Origin of the sequence: Campylobacter sp. CFSAN093246, assembly GCF_012889415.1 — a bacterium.
Classification (GTDB): Bacteria; Campylobacterota; Campylobacteria; order Campylobacterales; family Campylobacteraceae; genus Campylobacter_D; species Campylobacter_D jejuni.
Map to the genome: position 1 here is coordinate 1,080,935 of NZ_CP040613.1, position 15,799 is coordinate 1,096,733.

Here is a 15,799-nt window from a genome sequence, read left to right on the forward strand (position 1 = left end):
AAATAAAATGTAACCATAGAAAAATAAAATGATACTTTTTGGTTGCATTTTATCTTTCCATAAAACTTAAACTTAAAATGTAATTATATTATTTCTTTTACTTTGTTTTTCCAAAAATCAACAAATTTTCTATCAATTTTAGGATTTGCCTCAGCTTCTTTTATTAAATCATTTATACAATCAATTCTTTTTTGTTTGGATTTAATAGTTTTTAATTTCCCAGCTTCTTCATAATACTTAATACATTGATTTTCAAAAAGACTTACATCATAATTATCTTCCAAAAGTTGAATTGTATCTATAATTAAGCCATAGGCTTTGGGATGTCTTTCCTGTATTTTTTGTTCCATTTCTAATGCAAGTTTTCTTCTGCTTTCTGCAGTATCTTTATTTTTTGATTTTAAAGCTATGCTAACACTTTCTTCTGCGATTAAGATAAAATTTATTGCTTCTAAATAATTATCTTGATTATTTGAAGAGAGATAATGTGAAATTTTTTCATGTTTATTTGTAGAAAAATTTTTACACTGCTCATATAATTCTCGATAAGGTCTTTCTAATCTTAAAATCATTTCTTCTGTAATCATGGCTTTACCATAATGAATTTTAGCTGCTTCCATTAAAGAAATTTCATAATATTTAGATATTGCTTCTATTTCTTTTAAATCTTGTTTAGTAAGAGTGTCGTTTGTTGCTATTTTTATTAATTTTGATTTTATTCTAAAACCAGAATAAACAAATAAACCAATTGTTACAATCAATATTATAATAATAAAATATAACATCACTCGTACTTTATAATAGCATTTTCAAAAGTTTTAATTGATATTGCCTTACAAACAACGCCTATAATTTCAGCGTTGTTAATATGCTCAATATTAACAACAATATCTTTGTAAAAAGAGTTCATAGAACTTAATACAATTTCATTTACAAATGGTTGTTTTAAAAGCTTTTTACAGTAAATTTCGCCATCAAGGTTGATAACCACAATATCTCCGTTTTTAACAAGGTCAAGTTTATTTTTGCTCACATCAATAGCTATAACATCTCCACTATGGATAAAAGGCTCCATACTATCTCCTATAACTTTAATAATATCGAGTTTAGCTAAAGGCGGTAATCCTAAGGCTTCGCAGGCAAATTTTTTACTTATTGCTATCTCAGTATATTCTAATTGACTATTTATAGCACCATATCCAGCGGCGGCTGCCGCATCTGTATAATATCTTAATTTCAAAATATCATCTATAATTCGCATTTTGTCAAAAAAGATAGCATCAAGTGAAATATTGTGTTCTTTTGAAATTTTCATTAATAAATCGTAGGGAATGGTATTTCTAGTTCTCCAAGTGCTTAATGTATTGGGTTTTACTTTAAAAATTCCACAAAATTCTTTATCATCGGTGATATTTAACAGAGCATAAACTCTATTCAAAATGTCTGCTGTTTTATGCATTATAAGCCTTCTTTTATTAAAAAATTCACAAAATGCGATAAAATATCTTGACTTAATTCGCATTTTGTCTTATAATTTGATATTTTAATAGCAAATTGTATCTTAAAATAACTCAATTTGATATAAAAATATCAAATTAAAGGAAAAAAATGTTAAAACAATACTTCGAAGATAATGGTATTAATATAAAAAAATTCGCACAAAAACACAATCTTGACTATTTAAGTACTATTCGCGTTATAAAAGGTGAATATTTAGGAAAATACAAAGCGAAGAAAAACACTAGAGCAGTTTATGAAAAACTTTTAGAACTTAAAATCATTGATGAAATGCCTAAGGCTTGTTCATGAGTTACTTCTTAGAAACCAAAGAAGCCGCACAAACTTTTAATGTAAGCACAGGAGCTTTGAGGCTTGCAGTAAGTAGAAACTCAAATAAATATGAGTGGCTAAAAGTGGATAATGAAAAAGGTGGCAGGGGTGGTAAAAAACTACTATTTAAAATAAGCAAAGATGAGCTTTTAACCGCTTTTAATCAAGAATTAATCAGTAAAAATACTTTGATTTTTAATGAAAAAATGCAAAAAGTTAAATTGATCGAAATTATTACTACCGATAATTTAAAAACTACAAATAATAGTTTAAAAACTAGTAATTTAAATTTAACAGAGCCAAAAATAGACAATGATTTGGCTGTTTTAAATATAAAGTTTGAAAATTTAAGCGATGAAATTAAAAACAATGCTAGAGAAAAGCTTAAGTCTTTAAAGCAAGTAGAAAAATATATTGAAGGAGGACTTAAGCAGAAAAGAGCTTTGGAATTATGCGGTATTTCTAAAATAGAAATTTTTAGAATTCGCAAAGCATATAAAGAAAATGGCATCCTAGGCTTAGTCGACACTCGCGGACTTCATCGCAAAGATAAAACTAAACTTAGTGCTTGGATGCAAGAATATGCCTTAAGAGAGTATCGCACCTTTGGAGCAGGTGGATTTAACTTTACTGAGCTTTGGTGGCAAATCCATAAAGAAGCAGCTACTAAAGAAAATTATGACTTTATAGGTTTTGATTTGGGAAAAGTAAAGCCACTCTTTAGTGTAAAAACCTTACAAAATTTCATTAAAAACTATTATAAAGACAAGCCTTTGGAGCATTGTATTATCACTCAAGGCTTAGATCGTGCAAAATCTAAGTTTCTCCCTGCACAAGGCAATCAAAGAGAGCTTTATGATATGAAAAACATGTGTTGGCAAATCGATAGCTCTCCAGCTGATTTTATAGTAAGAGATGATGAAACACTAGAGCCTTTCCGCCCACACATCTTAAGTGTCGTTGATGTCTTTAGTGGCATGGGAGTAGCTACCTTAGTAGGAAAATCAAACTCTTTAAGCCTAACTAGACTTTTATGGAAAGCCATAGATAAGTTTGGTAAGCCTGATATGATTAAAGGGGATAATGGTAAAGATTATCTTTCAAAAGATTTTCAAAGCTTACTTGATAGTCTTAATATAAGCTATGATGCAGCTATTGCTTACGCAGGAGAGCAAAAAGCTTTAGTTGAAAGGCGTTTTGGAACACTTCAAAGAGCTAGATTATCTCAAATGCACGGTCACATTGGAAATAGCTTAGCTAAAAGAGAAATGATAGAGCAAAAAACTCCTAAGAAAGAAAGAAAAGCTAAAGATGAATACGGCTTTGCTAAAAAAACTAATCAAAAACTCCTTCACACCTTTAGCGAAGCTTGTGAGCTTTTGGAAGCTGAAGTGATCAAGTGGAACATGAGCAAAGTTCGCCGCAAAAAAGGCGTTAAAACTCCACTTGAACTTTGGAACTCATGCGATAGATCTATTGTAAAAATATCTTATGAAGAATTTTTGTTTAACGCTGGAAATAAAGAACTTAGGGTTGTGGGCAAAAAAGGCATTAACTTTGAAAGTAGAGTTTATAAAAGTGCTTTAATGCCAAGTGTTGGCACAAGGGTTAAATGTGTGCAAAATATCGATAATATTAAAGAACTTTTCATTTATGATTTAAGCGGAAACTTTCTTTGTCTAGCACTTGATGAAAGTATCGCTAAACTTAGTAAAGAAAGCTATAAAATGCTTAAAAAAGGTTATGAAAGTGAAGTTAAAGCGATTAAAGAAGTGCTTAAAAAAGATGAGATTGCCGCCTTTACTAAACTTAATATTAAACAAGACTTACAAGATTTACAAAGTGCTTTTGAAAACTCACTCGTAGAAGCTAAAGAGGTGCATCAAAAATCCCTTGCAAAAGAAGCCTTAAAAACTCAAAGAGAATTAGAAGAGATTAAAAACAATGCTAATGCGGATGAGCTTATTTTAAATGCTAAAAAAGAAATAAATAACGATGAAAGCGAGTTTGACATGGAAGCTTTTGTCGAAAAGAAATATTTTGCTGGTTAAAAATTGTTTAAAGCTTGATTAATTCAAGTTTTAAAGAGTTTTTATAAAGCTCTAAAACAAAGATGCCCCCACTTCAGTGGGACGGGGGCTTTAGGTGGATGCAAGGAGCAAAGCTCCTGCTCACAAAGCGGAATTTACTTCCGCTGTGAAGTTAAGAGAAAGGATAAAAAATGCAATTAGTAGAACTTACTAAAAAGTTTTTAAGCACCCAAAACATCTCTCAAAACAATCTCTCCGATCGTTTAGGGATTAATAAAAGCTATATGGTGGGCTATATGAAAGAAGGAAGTAGCTATAAATACGCTTTAAAAGTAGAGCCTTTACTTGAAAAATACATTAAAAGCTTTGTGGAAGAAAAAAGCGTGAAAGAGCTTCAAACACCTTTTATTGCCACTAAAGATGCAAAGGCGATTAATGTAACCATTGAAAGTGCCATGAGCAATCGCGAAATGGGAGTAATCATTGGCGAAGCGGGGACTGGAAAAAGCAGAGCCATTAAAGAATATGCCGCTAAAAATGGAACAAGAGTGGTGCTTTTTGAAGCAACAACTGAGACAAGCAAAAGAATGCTTTTGGTGGGGCTTGAAAATAAACTCAATGTGTGTTTTAAAGGTTCTTTGGATGATAAGATTAGAGGCATTGCTAGCGAGTTAGCAAGAACTTCAAAGGTTTTAATTATAGATGAGAGTGAGCATTTGCCGTTTCGTGCTTTGGAGTGCTTAAGACGCATATATGATTTTTCAAATACTGCTTTAATCTTAGTAGGTACTAGAAAACTTAAAAACAATCTTACAGGCATTGGCAGAAATGATTACAACGAGTACGGACAACTAAGCTCTAGAATTGGTGCAAAATGGGAATTAAAAGGACTTTGCTACCAAAACAAAGAAGGTTTAAAAGATGAAGACTTAAAAACACTTTGTAATCATTTTGATGTGGAGGAGAAAAAGGCTATTGATTTAGTTTTTAACCTCGCTCGTGGCAACTTTAGAAAAAGTGAGAAGCTTTTAAAAAGAGCTTGTGAATTTGCAGATGGAAAAGCGGTTGAGCTTAAACACATAGAAGCTGCCGCATCATTTTTAATGCTGGGCTAAAAATGAGTTTTGAAGAGATAGCTAAAGAACTTAATCTTAGCGTGACACGCGTTCATCAAATCTATACTGAAGCTCTTAGAAAGTTAAAGAGTCCTAAAAATAAAGACAAGTGGATGGCTATCTTTGAAACGATTGACTTAATCAAAAAAGAAAAAGCAAAGAAAGAAAACTTAATACAAGGAGAGAAAAAATGATACCAATGATTAAAGGTGAGAAAGCTGATTATAGTGCTTCGCTTTTTGAGATAAAGGGTGTAAGCATTATTTATAAAGAAAGTGGAGTGTTTGTAGATGTTTTAAAAGGAATTTATCCTGATTATATTGCAAAAAAAATCATTCGTTTTCATTTGGGTAAAAAGCTTAACAAAAGTGCTTAAATTAAAGCACTTTATAGAAACCTCGCCTTAACGGCGTCGCTTCGCTGGTTTTGATTAAGTTTTTTCTTTTTAAGTCTTTTTTTAAGAAGACTTAAAAAGGGTAAAACCCTAAAATTATTAGAAAGGATTAACAATGGCATTAGTTTATGTAGCCTCTCCTTACAAAGCTTTAGTAGTAAGAGAAAGTCAAAGAAAAGCACAAGCTATTAGCATAGCTCAGCAAGAATGCTTAAAAATTATGCGTGAATGTGAAGGCTTTACACCTGTTTCACCCATACTACAATTTAGTTATTTGGATGAAAACAAACACAGAGACAAAGCTTTACAAATGGGATTAGAGCTTTTAAAAGCAAGTGATTATATTTATATGAGTAATCATAAAGATGCTAAGTATTCTAAGGGAATGCAAGAAGAATTAGCATTAGCTAAAAAGCTTGGCATTAAAGAGCTAGTTTTGGAGTTGCCTCTTTGACTTCGCAATGTGGCAAAGCCACCTTTTGCGATAAAGAGCTACACTCCCTTAACCCACCTGAAGGCTCCGCGACACTGCGTGAAAAAAAAGGTTTAAGGATAGTTAAGAAAAGAACTAAACACGCAGTGCTTTTAAGATATGGCGTAGTTCTTTGGGATTATCAAATTAACAAATTTAATTTAAAAGGAGATTTAAATGCAAATAAATAATTTAGAAGATGTTAATTTAGCACTTAAAAAAGTGGCAGAACTTAGTGTAAAAATAGAAAAGATTAATGGCGAGGTAACTTTAGCTTGCAATGAGATTAAAGAAGCTCGTGCAGGAGAGATTAAGGTTTTAAGTGATGAACTTAAATACATAGAGCAATGTATCACCACTTTTTGCGAAAATAATAAACACGAGTTTGCAGAAAAAAGAAGCAAAGAATTTACCTTTGGCAAGATTGGCTATCGCTTAAGTAAAAGCGTTTCTTTACCAAGAGTGAAAGAAAAATTTGACAATTTAATCAAAGCTTTAAAAAGCTATGGACTCAATGATTGCATTACTTATAAAGAAGAACTTAATAAAGATGCCATTGCAGAGCTTGAAGATAGCACCTTAGTAAAATTAGGACTTAAAAGAGTTGTAAAAGATAATTTTAGAATAGAGCCAAAGATTGAAAGCTTAGAAATTCAAAATTAAGAATTTAACAAGTCCGCTAAGGCGGATTTGATTAAGTTTTTAAAACTTAATTTAAAACAAAAGGATAAAAAATGTATGTCAATGTAAGCATAGATGCGAGTGATTTAGAAGATATAGATGCTCATGATTTGGCTGAACTTTTTGAAGATTTAAGCACAAAAGAGCAAGAGGAATTCTTTGGAATTATCCATAAGAATATCAAGCCATTAGAAAGAATAAGAGCTATTGTTTCTAATTTGTCTAATGATGAAGCACTTAAACTTTTAAAAGAACTTAATAATGAGTTTAAAAGCGATGAGGAATGGCAAAAAACTATAAAAAGCATAAATGGAGATAACAAATGAAATCAGTCAAAATTAATAATACTTATATCTTAGCAGAAACAATTAAGAGTTTTAGAATATTTCAAGATGAAAATTTTGTTGTTCTTGAGATTTTTAATGGAGAACAATATACGCAATGTTTTGAAATATTTCAAAGCAAAGAAGTTGAATACCATTATCTTTTTGGTGTAAAACAAAATTCAAAAACTATAAAAATACTTAATGATATAGATATTTCAATGCAAAAACTTTGTGGGGTTATAGGTAATAATTTACTTGAAACACTTGCTTTTTTAGAAAGTAGAAAAAAAGAAGACATAGTTTTTAGATTAGATAATGAAATTACACAAATTTTAGAAAAAAGCGAATTAGTTGAAAATATTAATAAACTTGTAAAAGAATATGAAAACGAACAAAGCAACAAAGGCTTTTTTAAAAAGTTTTTTTAAAGGATAAATAATGAAACTACAAGATTTTGATTTTAGGATTTGGAACAACGAAACTGAGAGACACGAAACAAATAAGTGTCTTATTTCTCTTTTAATGATTGATGTATTAACTAGAGTGGCGCATCTTAATGGAAATAAATTTGAAATCGAGCTATGGACTGGCTATTTTGATAAAAACGGAAATAAAATCTATGAAAATGATATTATCAAAAATGAATCGCTTGAAGAAATTTATTATATTACAAGAGATAATACTTATAAAATGTTTAAAATAATCATCTATGATAAAGACTGTAATGAAAACCTTTATAGGAAAAAAAATCCTGCTGATATCAATTTGTTAAAAATGCTTGTTTCAGATAAAAATATGAGTGTCATTGGCAATATCCATGAAAATCCTGAACTTTTGAAATGTTAAAAAATATTAAAAATTTTAACATAAAAATGAAATATGTTAAAAAAGCCAAAAAATTTAACAAAGTCCATTGATTTAATGGGCTTGATTAAGTTTTAGCAAGGAAAAAAGATGAATTTGGATTTTTTAAATGAGTTTAAGTTAAAAAATAAAGATTTAAACGAGAAATTAGAGTTTTTAATCCCTGATTTTTTAGTTAAAAAAGCAATAACTATTATTTATGCAAATGGTGGAAGTGGAAAAAGTTATTTAAGTGCCGCCATTTCTAAAACACTTTGCAAAGATACAAGGGTTAAAAGCATCGTTTATGTTGACATGGATAATCCTTTAAATGTTTTAAATGAAAGAGGTTTTGGTGAACTTATTTTAAATGAAAGCAAATTCACTTATATTCACAGATCAAGCTTAAAAACTTCAGCTTATGAGCTTTTAGAAATGATTGAAGGCAAAGGCGTAGCAGGAAGCTATGAAGGGGTTTTATTTGTACTTGATTCTTTACGCAATTTTGCAGATATTGATAATGATACTAAAATGATGTCTTTAATGTCTTTACTCATGAATTTAAGAGAATGTGGGGCAACCATTATGGCTTTACACCATTCTACAAAAGATGGCAGAGCTTTTAAAGGCTCAAATCATATTAGAAACTCAAGTGATTGCATGTATTTTTTACAAAAAGTGGCTAACTTAGAACAAGGCTTTGAAGTATTGCTTAGTGTGCAAAAAGAAAGAGCAGGAATTAAAGATCAAGCCTTTTTTATCAATACAAAAACTCTAAATATTAAAAACACCGACTTGCAAAACGCTAAAATCAGCGATAAAGAAGAAGCTTTTATAGATAAAGTTTTAAAGCTTTTAAACGAAAAAAGCCTAAGCACAAGTGAGATTTTATTAGCTCTTGATGTCAGTAGGAGTGATAATTTTTCAAGGAATACTTTAGAGAAATTTAAAGGTGTTTTTTGGGAAAGTGAGCTTGGCGGAGAGAATGGTCGCACTTTTGTTTGGAAAAGTTTAAAAGCTGACAATAAAGACAGCAACGACAAAGAATTAAGCTTATTTGGGGATGAGTTATGAAATTTAACCCTCCAAGCAAAGAAGATTTAATTAAAGCCATTGATGAGTTTAATGCTAAAAACTCTTGCTCTATCCCTTATTTTATAGCAGATAGTTTTATAAATTACTATAAGCAAGACGATGGAAGATGGCTCATGGCTAATAAAAAGCCTTTAAAATGCTGGAAAAGAGCGCTTAATTCAACTTGGCTTCCAAAGTTAGCGAACAAATACAAAAATAAAGATAAGCAAAAAGCTTTAGCTTCTTGGCTAGAAGAGGAGTTTTAATGGATAATGCAAAAGAGGCGCTAAAAGAGCTTTTTGGTATTAGCGAAGTTCAAGCTGTGGCCATAGAAAAACTTTATTTTAAAGCTAAAACACCAAAAGATATACTAGGCTTTAAAAAATACTATGATTTAACCATGCTAAAAAAACAATTTGTTGGCACAAGTTATGAGAAACTTTCCCTTGTGTGTGCCTTTGCAGAGCTTGATTTAAACTTAAGGTACAAAAATATAGAGTCTTTTTTAGAATGGCTTTTCATTTCATTTTCAAATCGTTTTATTTTTCAAACAAAAAAAGGAGATTTCTCATATTCTTTTGTACTTAGATATTATGATGGTAACATTGTTTATGATGAGTTAGGAAAGCCTGTTTTAAAGCATGTTGATTGTGGAGATAATCTTTATTTTATTAATGCTAATAAAGAGCTTTGTGATGAGCAAAGAAAACCACTGAATGTAGGAGAGTTTTATAATAAGCTAGTTGAATATATGTTTAAAAACCAAGATAAAATTATTTTTGATAATAAAATTGAAATAAGCCCTGTTATTAAAACTCAAATTCCTAGCCAAACTAAAATAAATAAAGATTACGAGCAAAACTATTTAGAATACAAAAAGAATCAAAATAAGCTTTATAATGCAAATATTGATAAATTCACTTCAAAACTAGAGCAAATTTTAAAGGCTAAAAAATGAATACTCAAAACACTTTAAAAAAGCACTTAATTAAAATCATTCATACTTTAAGAAAAGATGCTAATTTAAGCGATGATGAAAGCTATCGCTGGGTTTTAAATCAAAGATATGGCAAAGCTTCAAGTAAGGATTTAAGCATAGATGAACTTAGGGACTTTGCTATAACTTTGGGCTATGATGAAAAGTTTTTAAAAAAGCAAAATACCAAAAAAGCAAGGTATTTTAAAAAAGAAAACACTAAAAGCGGAAGGGCTACAAAAAAGCAACTTAATATGATACAAGCCATTTGGAGTAAAAATGCTAAAAATCCTACTCAGTGGGCTTTAAGAGAGTTTATTAATAATATTGTAAAAAAGCGACCTTTGCATCTTTGGTATTTAAGTATAGAAGATGCTAATAAAGTTATCCTAGGGCTAAAAAATTTAGAAAACAACAGCACACATTAAGCCAAACGAAGCTAATGTTGTCTCATCAAAACAAAAGGAGATTAAAATGATTTTAGAAATACATTCTTACGATGCAGAGTTTTTTTTAACCTTAGGCATAGAAAAACACTCACAAATTGCCTTTGCTGCAAAAAGAACAAGCCTTGAAATAATGCATAATGGAATCACTCATCAGATTAAAACTGATAAAGATTTTGGGATTTTGCTTAATGTGGTTTGTAATATCAGAGAAAAACTTGATGAGAGTTTTGAGGAAGAAGATAAAAGCTTGGTTATTGATATAGATGAAATTGTGGCTAAAGTTTGCAAAGAATTAGAGTAATGCTCTAATTCTTTTTTCTTTCTCATCCATAGGGTATTGTTTATCCCAAGCCTCCATAAGTTTTCTTTCTTGGTCGGATAATCTGATATTATAAGTTTTGCTCATATATAAATAGCTTCTTGCAATCCAGCCTTTAGAATAATTTGCAGGATAAAATCTTTTTGCTTTAAAATCAGTATAAACCTTACAATTTCCATATTGAGTATATTTTAAATTAGTAGGAGCCTCAGCATATCTAAAATTGCTTCTATCCCCATTTATCTCTCCTATGGCTGGAACTAGGTTTTGTTTATCGGCTTCCATTTTTGCAAAAGTTGGATCATTTTTACAAGCTTTTCTGCCACCTTCTTTCCAGCAAGGTAAATGCTTTCCAAAGTTTTGGGCGGGCATAATATGCTCCCATTCTATGCGTTTGATTCTTTGGTTAATTTTTCCTTTTTTGGTGTATTCGTTTCTAGGAGCATATAAATCACTTTTAATCACTTCAAAACTAATATATTTTCCTTTTTTATTAACCTTAAAAGGTGCTTGACAATAAAAATCATACCAGTAAGAGCTCCCTAGATCATTATAAAATTTTACTAATTCTTTTTTGCTTTCTTCAAAACTTTTAGCATTTAATAAGCTTAAAGCAAGTATTAAAACGCTTATTATTTTTTTCATTTATTCTCCTTTTTATTTTTTAAAATTATACCCTACTAAATAAAATTTAGCTTTTTTGCTATAATTTGCAAAAACACTCAAATAGGACTAGCATTGCTTAGCAATAACGAATACTTTGAATATTTTATTGATTTTGTGAAAAATAACGACAAACGAGAAATCTTAAAAGAATTTGGCGGTGCAAATATTTATATACCAAGCTACAAAACCTTACTTAGAGATGAAGAATTAAAACAGGATTTTAAAACACTCATAAAACAGGGAATAAGCACTAAAAATGCAAGTGTGGAATGTGCTAAAAAATACGATTTAAGTTTAAATGCGGTGTATTTAATCACTAAAGAATTGAGAGAAAATTTAGAACCAAGTTTGTTTTAGCTCTCAAACTCCACGCTAATTATATAAGCTTGGTCATTAAAACTATGACTCACGCTTTTAATACTAAATTCATAATGATCCATATTAATATCTTTAATCTTAAGTTTTCCACCTGCTCTTATTTCACGCCCAATAAGCTCACATCTTCCATTTAATCCACCTTTTTGAAGCTCATTGAGTTTTGCTTGTGCTTTTTTAAAAGCTTCATTATCATTTTTTGGTTGTGAGATTTGCATTTTATATATATTCTCCCCACTTCCTACTTTTATGCTTTTTATCTTTGCCTCATTTATATCTTGCCATTCTGCTATTACGGCACTATATTCATTTCTAGCACTTTCTGAAATTTCTAATGAAATACATTCTTTTAAAGCTATTTCAAATAAGGGTAAATTTTCATTCTTGCTTGTGATATTAGCAGCATTATCGCCAATCTTACCATCTTTTGGAGTAATGATTAAAGTATTTTCTTTTACACAGCAAATAAAACCATAATCAAAACATATACTATACAAGAATTCTAAATTACTTTGATTATTTTGTAAAATGCTTACTATATTTTGATCCTCGCCACTTGTTTTGATTTTTAGATTGTTTTCATTTGCGATTTTTCTTGCTATGGTAAAAAGAGTAGTGTTTTCAAAGCTTCTTGTCTTTTTCTCTTTTATATTAACGCTGCCTTTTCCACTAAAATTAATAGCACTTGCTCTAACTTCAGTAGTATTTGAAGTATAGTTTTTACTCACTACATTCACACTAAAGCTTCCACATTTATAAAGCTTTTCAAAGCCAAGCCAAAGCTCTAAACTATCCCCAAAAAGTGGCTTGGAATAAAGCCCAAAAACACTTAAACTTATCTCATCACTTTCAGCTTTTTCTTTATCTTCATAACTAATGCTAATAAGATTTTTAGAAAGTTTTTCTGTGATATCCTCACCTTTGGCAATAAGTTTAAACTTAGGTTTTCTTACCATAAAGCCTTTTCCTTGCTTTCTTTGATTTTAATACTAGGTAAAATCACTTTATCTCCTGTTTTTAAAAGAGGCTCTAATCTTGGATTGGCTAATAAAACTTGATTAAAATACAAAAGTGTCCCATAATGCTTATAGACTATACTATCAAGCCTCTCGTTGTTTTTAGCTATGTAAATCTTACTCATCAAAATCCCTTTCTAAATCCATGCTAAAGCTTTGTGTTACAAAGCCACTTCCATCTACAAATGCACTTCTGTTTTCATTTAAGGATAAAATCACAAATTTACCATAATACTTTCCATTAGCTCCTGTTAAGATAAAAGATCTTTGTTCTTTTGCCATATTCTCAAGCTTATCTAAATAAGTATTTCTATCCCCTTTTAAAGGTAAAGTTTTGCCTTGTATTTTAATCTTTTCGCTTTCTTTAGAACTTGCAAATAAAGCATTATGATTATTAAGCCTATTTTGACTTTGTATGTTATATTCTAAGCTTCTTTCTAAATTATCAAAATTTAAAGCTTTAAACTCAAATTCTCCTAAAGCTAAAACCATTTAAACTCCTTTTTAGTTTCATCAAGCTAAAATTATCTTAATTAGATAAGGTTGATACCTAAAATGTAGTAGTAGGATAGTCCAAATTAATTGGGGTATGTATTGTGAGTGCAAGTCTCACCGCCTTATCTGATCTTAATATATGTCTTATTATCTTTATTAATCGCTTCTACTTTTCCTAATGTAACCATTGCATTGGTTTTACCAAACTTCTTTAGCTTATAATCAGGGGTAATTACAATTTTATTGATACGACTAGCATCTTTTTTATCTTCAAAGAAATACAATAAAGAATTATTTGCATTATCCCAATACACTTCTTTTGCTTCATCTAAAACTTTAACAATTTGCTTGATTTCATCCGCGCTTAAAGCCTGATTATAACTTGCCTTTCTTTTAGGACTTGCGTGTAAAAGATTGTTTTTGCTCAGTGTAAAGTATAAGTCTTCTAAGTCTTTTTTATTAAGTTTTTCTAAAAACTCTTTGGTGCTTTTATCCATTTTACCTACTTGTATGAAATTGATAGGATATTTTTGATTATCTTTAATGATGACTTCATCCACCATATCATCTAAGCTTTTTTGCCAAGTGTACAGTTCTTTTTGATGAGTGAAGCTTTTAACTTCTTTTGTTTTTTTAGCCGCTGCACTTAACATATCAAGCTTTATAAAGTTTTGAATGACTTCAGTGTTTTTTTGTTTATAAAGCTCATCTAAAAGCTCTTCATCATTAAAGCCATTAAATTCGCTTTCTTTGGCATTCGATGGTGGTATTTTTAGGCCTTTAACTTCACTTTCACCTACTTCTAAAACATAACACCTGCAACCATAATCATGCATAGTTACATGCGGATAATGACTATCCCAAAAAGGATCATCTTTATGTAAAACTATGCCATCAAAGGCTCTGTGTTTGTCCCTAACCAAAGAATCTTTTTGGGTGCAGTATTTAAAATAAGGTTTAGTGCTTTTCATTTGATTTTCATAGATAGCTTTAGCTTTAGCTTTTCTTGAGTTTTCCTCAAAGATTTTTTTTAATCTTGCACTATTAAAATGAGTTTTTTTAACTTCACCTGTTTTAGGGTTTATAACTTCCTTTGAACCCCACCAACCTTTAGCTTTTAATTTCTCCTCTGCAATCTTACTCCAAGTGCTAAATTTATCCCCATTTTTAATAGCATTTACTAAAGTATCTTGCATATCTTTTAACAAGCTTTCATCCATAAGCTTAGCAATAGTAAAGACTTTTTTATGGGTTGAATATGAAAGTTCATCATAATCAAAACTAAGCTCTGGCTTTTTATTTTTTAAAAAATCAACAGCTTTAGTAGGTTCTGAAAAAAATCCTATTTTTGCACCTGTCATTTTAATCCTCCAAGTATCCTAAAATACTGGAATTATTTAAAGCTATAAAAAGATGTTTTTCAAACTCGCTTTGCTCTAAACTAGAAAAATTTTCTTTAAGTTTATTGAGTGCCTCGTTAAAATCTTTACAATCTTTTACAATGCTTTCAAATTGCTCTTGAAAAAACTTTGACATGCTCTCATCGACTTTTAAGTATTCTTTTTGTTCTAATCCTTTGTCAATAAAATCTTCTTCAAAGCTCTCTAACTTTACTTTGTTTTCAAAGACTTTTTTATCATTTTCTAAATCTTTAAAGTCTTTTTTTTCTAAAGTCTCTCTTATAAGCTCACCCTCTACATTATAAGTGTTTTTAATGTATTCTTCATCAAAGCAAAAGCCCATGTTAAAAAGTTTTAAATCCCTTTCGCAAAGCTCACTTTTTGGTTCTGCTTCGCTAAAAAACTGCACATAGAGTTCATCTTTAAAATGATTGATTTCTTTGAAAAACTTAATGGCACGATTTAAAATAAAAAGAACGATTTGTCCATCTTGGGCGGCTAAATCTTTTCTTATTTGATTATGTGACTCAGCCGCTGCTAAAGAACCTCCGCTTACTTGAGAACTTAAATTAGCTCCTAAAACCACGCTTCTTATTTGATTATCTAAGTAATCTATTATTTCATTATAATTTGCCTTAGCCTTTGGCTGGATTAAATCAAGCTCTTCTTCTTTATCAATGACCGCACTATCGCCATTTAACATTTGATGAATTTCAGAAGCTAGTGCATCAGGATCGCTATCTGTTTTTGCAACTGCCCAAGGAGAACCAAATCTTTCTAAAAACTCCATCCAAAACTTTAAACTTGCATTTTTAAGCTTTACTGGAAAATAAAGCTTTGTTAATAAGGCATCGCCATTTTTAAATAAAAAATTAGAGCCAAAAAGTCCATAAATTGCTTTTTTATCTTCCACAATTTCTTCGCAACCATTGCCATTATAAACTAACTCATCATTTTCATTAAAGCCAAAATTTCTAAAATCTCTTTGTTTTAAGATTGGATAGTAAAAACCATCTTTTAACTTGTAATTAACTTCAAATACATTAAGCCCATAAAGATAGGTTTCTAAGATTTGACTTAATAAATCAGGATTGAAAAGATACTCAAAGCTTTCTTTTATTTTTTCGTTTTCACAAACGATTTGAAGCTCTTTTGCTAAAATCACACTCCTTCGTGATTGATGAGCTTGAGTAAAGCTTAGATCTTTAAAAATCATTTTTTGATCGTTCTCGCTGATTTTAAGCACATTTAAATAGCTTGAGTTTATAAGAGTGTTTATAAGACTATTGTTTTTTAATATCACTTCTCTTTTGGATTTGATTTCTTTTTTCATATTTT

At 30.1% G+C, this 15,799-nt stretch carries 24 protein-coding genes; 16 read left to right on the forward strand and 8 right to left on the reverse strand.

Annotated elements, in window-relative coordinates:
• Window positions 1-83 precede the first annotated feature (83 nt).
• Entirely contained in the window at window positions 84-785 is a 702-nt protein-coding gene (locus FBE87_RS05610) for a hypothetical protein (RefSeq protein ID WP_057041943.1), read from the reverse strand.
• The gene (locus FBE87_RS05615) at window positions 785-1,459 is read right to left on the reverse strand and encodes a S24 family peptidase (RefSeq protein WP_002791430.1); all 675 of its coding nucleotides are present in this window, start codon (window positions 1,457-1,459) and stop codon (window positions 785-787) included. Before FBE87_RS05615 ends, FBE87_RS05610 begins: the two co-directional genes overlap by 1 nt.
• A 149-nt stretch (window positions 1,460-1,608) precedes the next feature.
• On the opposite strand from FBE87_RS05615, the gene FBE87_RS05620 reads away from it, so the two are divergent.
• The 15 genes from FBE87_RS05620 (at window position 1,609) to FBE87_RS05690 (ending at window position 10,491) form a co-directional block, all read left to right on the forward strand.
• Window positions 1,609-1,809, forward strand: coding sequence for a hypothetical protein (locus FBE87_RS05620; RefSeq protein ID WP_002826948.1), 201 nt, complete (start codon window positions 1,609-1,611; stop codon window positions 1,807-1,809).
• Window positions 1,806-3,881, forward strand: a complete 2,076-nt coding sequence (locus tag FBE87_RS05625; protein WP_100608275.1) for a DDE-type integrase/transposase/recombinase — start codon at window positions 1,806-1,808, stop codon at window positions 3,879-3,881. The genes FBE87_RS05620 and FBE87_RS05625 overlap by 4 nt, the downstream gene beginning before the upstream one ends.
• A gap of 170 nt (window positions 3,882-4,051) precedes the next feature.
• Complete coding sequence (locus FBE87_RS05630; RefSeq protein ID WP_052806498.1) at window positions 4,052-4,975, forward strand: AAA family ATPase; 924 nt, start codon at window positions 4,052-4,054, stop codon at window positions 4,973-4,975.
• Window positions 4,976-4,977: 2 nt separating this feature from the next.
• Window positions 4,978-5,169 (forward strand): sigma factor-like helix-turn-helix DNA-binding protein, encoded by a 192-nt coding sequence (locus tag FBE87_RS05635; RefSeq protein WP_002795448.1) that lies wholly within the window; start codon window positions 4,978-4,980, stop codon window positions 5,167-5,169.
• Entirely contained in the window at window positions 5,166-5,351 is a 186-nt protein-coding gene (locus FBE87_RS05640; protein WP_002824157.1) for a hypothetical protein, read from the forward strand. The genes FBE87_RS05635 and FBE87_RS05640 overlap by 4 nt, the downstream gene beginning before the upstream one ends.
• 133 nt (window positions 5,352-5,484) lie before the next feature.
• On the forward strand, window positions 5,485-5,823 hold the full coding sequence (locus FBE87_RS05645; RefSeq protein WP_100608273.1) for a DUF4406 domain-containing protein: 339 nt from the start codon (window positions 5,485-5,487) through the stop codon (window positions 5,821-5,823).
• 195 nt (window positions 5,824-6,018) lie between these two features.
• Window positions 6,019-6,504, forward strand: a complete 486-nt coding sequence (locus FBE87_RS05650; protein WP_024266021.1) for a host-nuclease inhibitor Gam family protein — start codon at window positions 6,019-6,021, stop codon at window positions 6,502-6,504.
• 71 nt (window positions 6,505-6,575) lie between these two features.
• Complete coding sequence (locus tag FBE87_RS05655) at window positions 6,576-6,848, forward strand: hypothetical protein (protein ID WP_168977231.1); 273 nt, start codon at window positions 6,576-6,578, stop codon at window positions 6,846-6,848.
• On the forward strand, window positions 6,845-7,276 hold the full coding sequence (locus FBE87_RS05660; protein ID WP_002938698.1) for a hypothetical protein: 432 nt from the start codon (window positions 6,845-6,847) through the stop codon (window positions 7,274-7,276). Before FBE87_RS05655 ends, FBE87_RS05660 begins: the two co-directional genes overlap by 4 nt.
• Window positions 7,277-7,286: 10 nt before the next feature.
• The gene (locus tag FBE87_RS05665) at window positions 7,287-7,694 is read left to right on the forward strand and encodes a YopX family protein (protein ID WP_052797554.1); all 408 of its coding nucleotides are present in this window, start codon (window positions 7,287-7,289) and stop codon (window positions 7,692-7,694) included.
• A 108-nt stretch (window positions 7,695-7,802) separates the two neighbouring features.
• The gene (locus tag FBE87_RS05670; RefSeq protein ID WP_057031537.1) at window positions 7,803-8,765 is read left to right on the forward strand and encodes a hypothetical protein; all 963 of its coding nucleotides are present in this window, start codon (window positions 7,803-7,805) and stop codon (window positions 8,763-8,765) included.
• Window positions 8,762-9,031, forward strand: coding sequence for a hypothetical protein (locus tag FBE87_RS05675; RefSeq protein ID WP_002784531.1), 270 nt, complete (start codon window positions 8,762-8,764; stop codon window positions 9,029-9,031). The genes FBE87_RS05670 and FBE87_RS05675 overlap by 4 nt, the downstream gene beginning before the upstream one ends.
• Window positions 9,031-9,723: a hypothetical protein gene (locus FBE87_RS05680; protein ID WP_057031538.1), complete on the forward strand. Its 693-nt coding sequence runs from the start codon at window positions 9,031-9,033 to the stop codon at window positions 9,721-9,723. The genes FBE87_RS05675 and FBE87_RS05680 overlap by 1 nt, the downstream gene beginning before the upstream one ends.
• Window positions 9,720-10,169: a regulatory protein GemA gene (locus FBE87_RS05685; protein ID WP_002876315.1), complete on the forward strand. Its 450-nt coding sequence runs from the start codon at window positions 9,720-9,722 to the stop codon at window positions 10,167-10,169. The genes FBE87_RS05680 and FBE87_RS05685 overlap by 4 nt, the downstream gene beginning before the upstream one ends.
• 46 nt (window positions 10,170-10,215) lie before the next feature.
• On the forward strand, window positions 10,216-10,491 hold the full coding sequence (locus FBE87_RS05690; RefSeq protein ID WP_002784526.1) for a hypothetical protein: 276 nt from the start codon (window positions 10,216-10,218) through the stop codon (window positions 10,489-10,491).
• Here FBE87_RS05690 and FBE87_RS05695 read toward each other — a convergent pair.
• A complete protein-coding gene (locus FBE87_RS05695; protein WP_002876312.1) occupies window positions 10,483-11,154 on the reverse strand; it encodes an endonuclease in 672 nt (223 codons plus the stop codon). The genes FBE87_RS05690 and FBE87_RS05695 overlap by 9 nt on opposite strands.
• Before the next feature lie 93 nt (window positions 11,155-11,247).
• On the opposite strand from FBE87_RS05695, the gene FBE87_RS05700 reads away from it, so the two are divergent.
• Window positions 11,248-11,532, forward strand: a complete 285-nt coding sequence (locus tag FBE87_RS05700; RefSeq protein WP_002784523.1) for a Mor transcription activator family protein — start codon at window positions 11,248-11,250, stop codon at window positions 11,530-11,532.
• On the opposite strand, the gene FBE87_RS05705 is transcribed toward FBE87_RS05700, so the two are convergent.
• The 5 genes from FBE87_RS05705 to FBE87_RS05725 all read right to left on the reverse strand — a co-directional run bounded on the left by FBE87_RS05705 (window position 11,529) and on the right by FBE87_RS05725 (window position 15,794).
• Window positions 11,529-12,506, reverse strand: coding sequence for a tail protein (locus FBE87_RS05705; protein WP_002852060.1), 978 nt, complete (start codon window positions 12,504-12,506; stop codon window positions 11,529-11,531). The two genes, FBE87_RS05700 and FBE87_RS05705, sit on opposite strands and share 4 nt — an antisense overlap.
• Window positions 12,500-12,691 carry a tail protein X gene (locus FBE87_RS05710; protein WP_002784520.1) on the reverse strand — a complete coding sequence of 64 codons (192 nt, stop codon included), beginning with the start codon at window positions 12,689-12,691 and terminating at the stop codon, window positions 12,500-12,502. Before FBE87_RS05710 ends, FBE87_RS05705 begins: the two co-directional genes overlap by 7 nt.
• Entirely contained in the window at window positions 12,684-13,058 is a 375-nt protein-coding gene (locus FBE87_RS05715; protein WP_052777709.1) for a phage tail protein, read from the reverse strand. Before FBE87_RS05715 ends, FBE87_RS05710 begins: the two co-directional genes overlap by 8 nt.
• A gap of 125 nt (window positions 13,059-13,183) precedes the next feature.
• Window positions 13,184-14,422 (reverse strand): phage minor head protein, encoded by a 1,239-nt coding sequence (locus FBE87_RS05720; RefSeq protein WP_100608272.1) that lies wholly within the window; start codon window positions 14,420-14,422, stop codon window positions 13,184-13,186.
• Window position 14,423: 1 nt separating this feature from the next.
• Window positions 14,424-15,794, reverse strand: a complete 1,371-nt coding sequence (locus FBE87_RS05725; protein WP_004297439.1) for a DUF935 family protein — start codon at window positions 15,792-15,794, stop codon at window positions 14,424-14,426.
• Window positions 15,795-15,799: the final 5 nt, after the last annotated feature.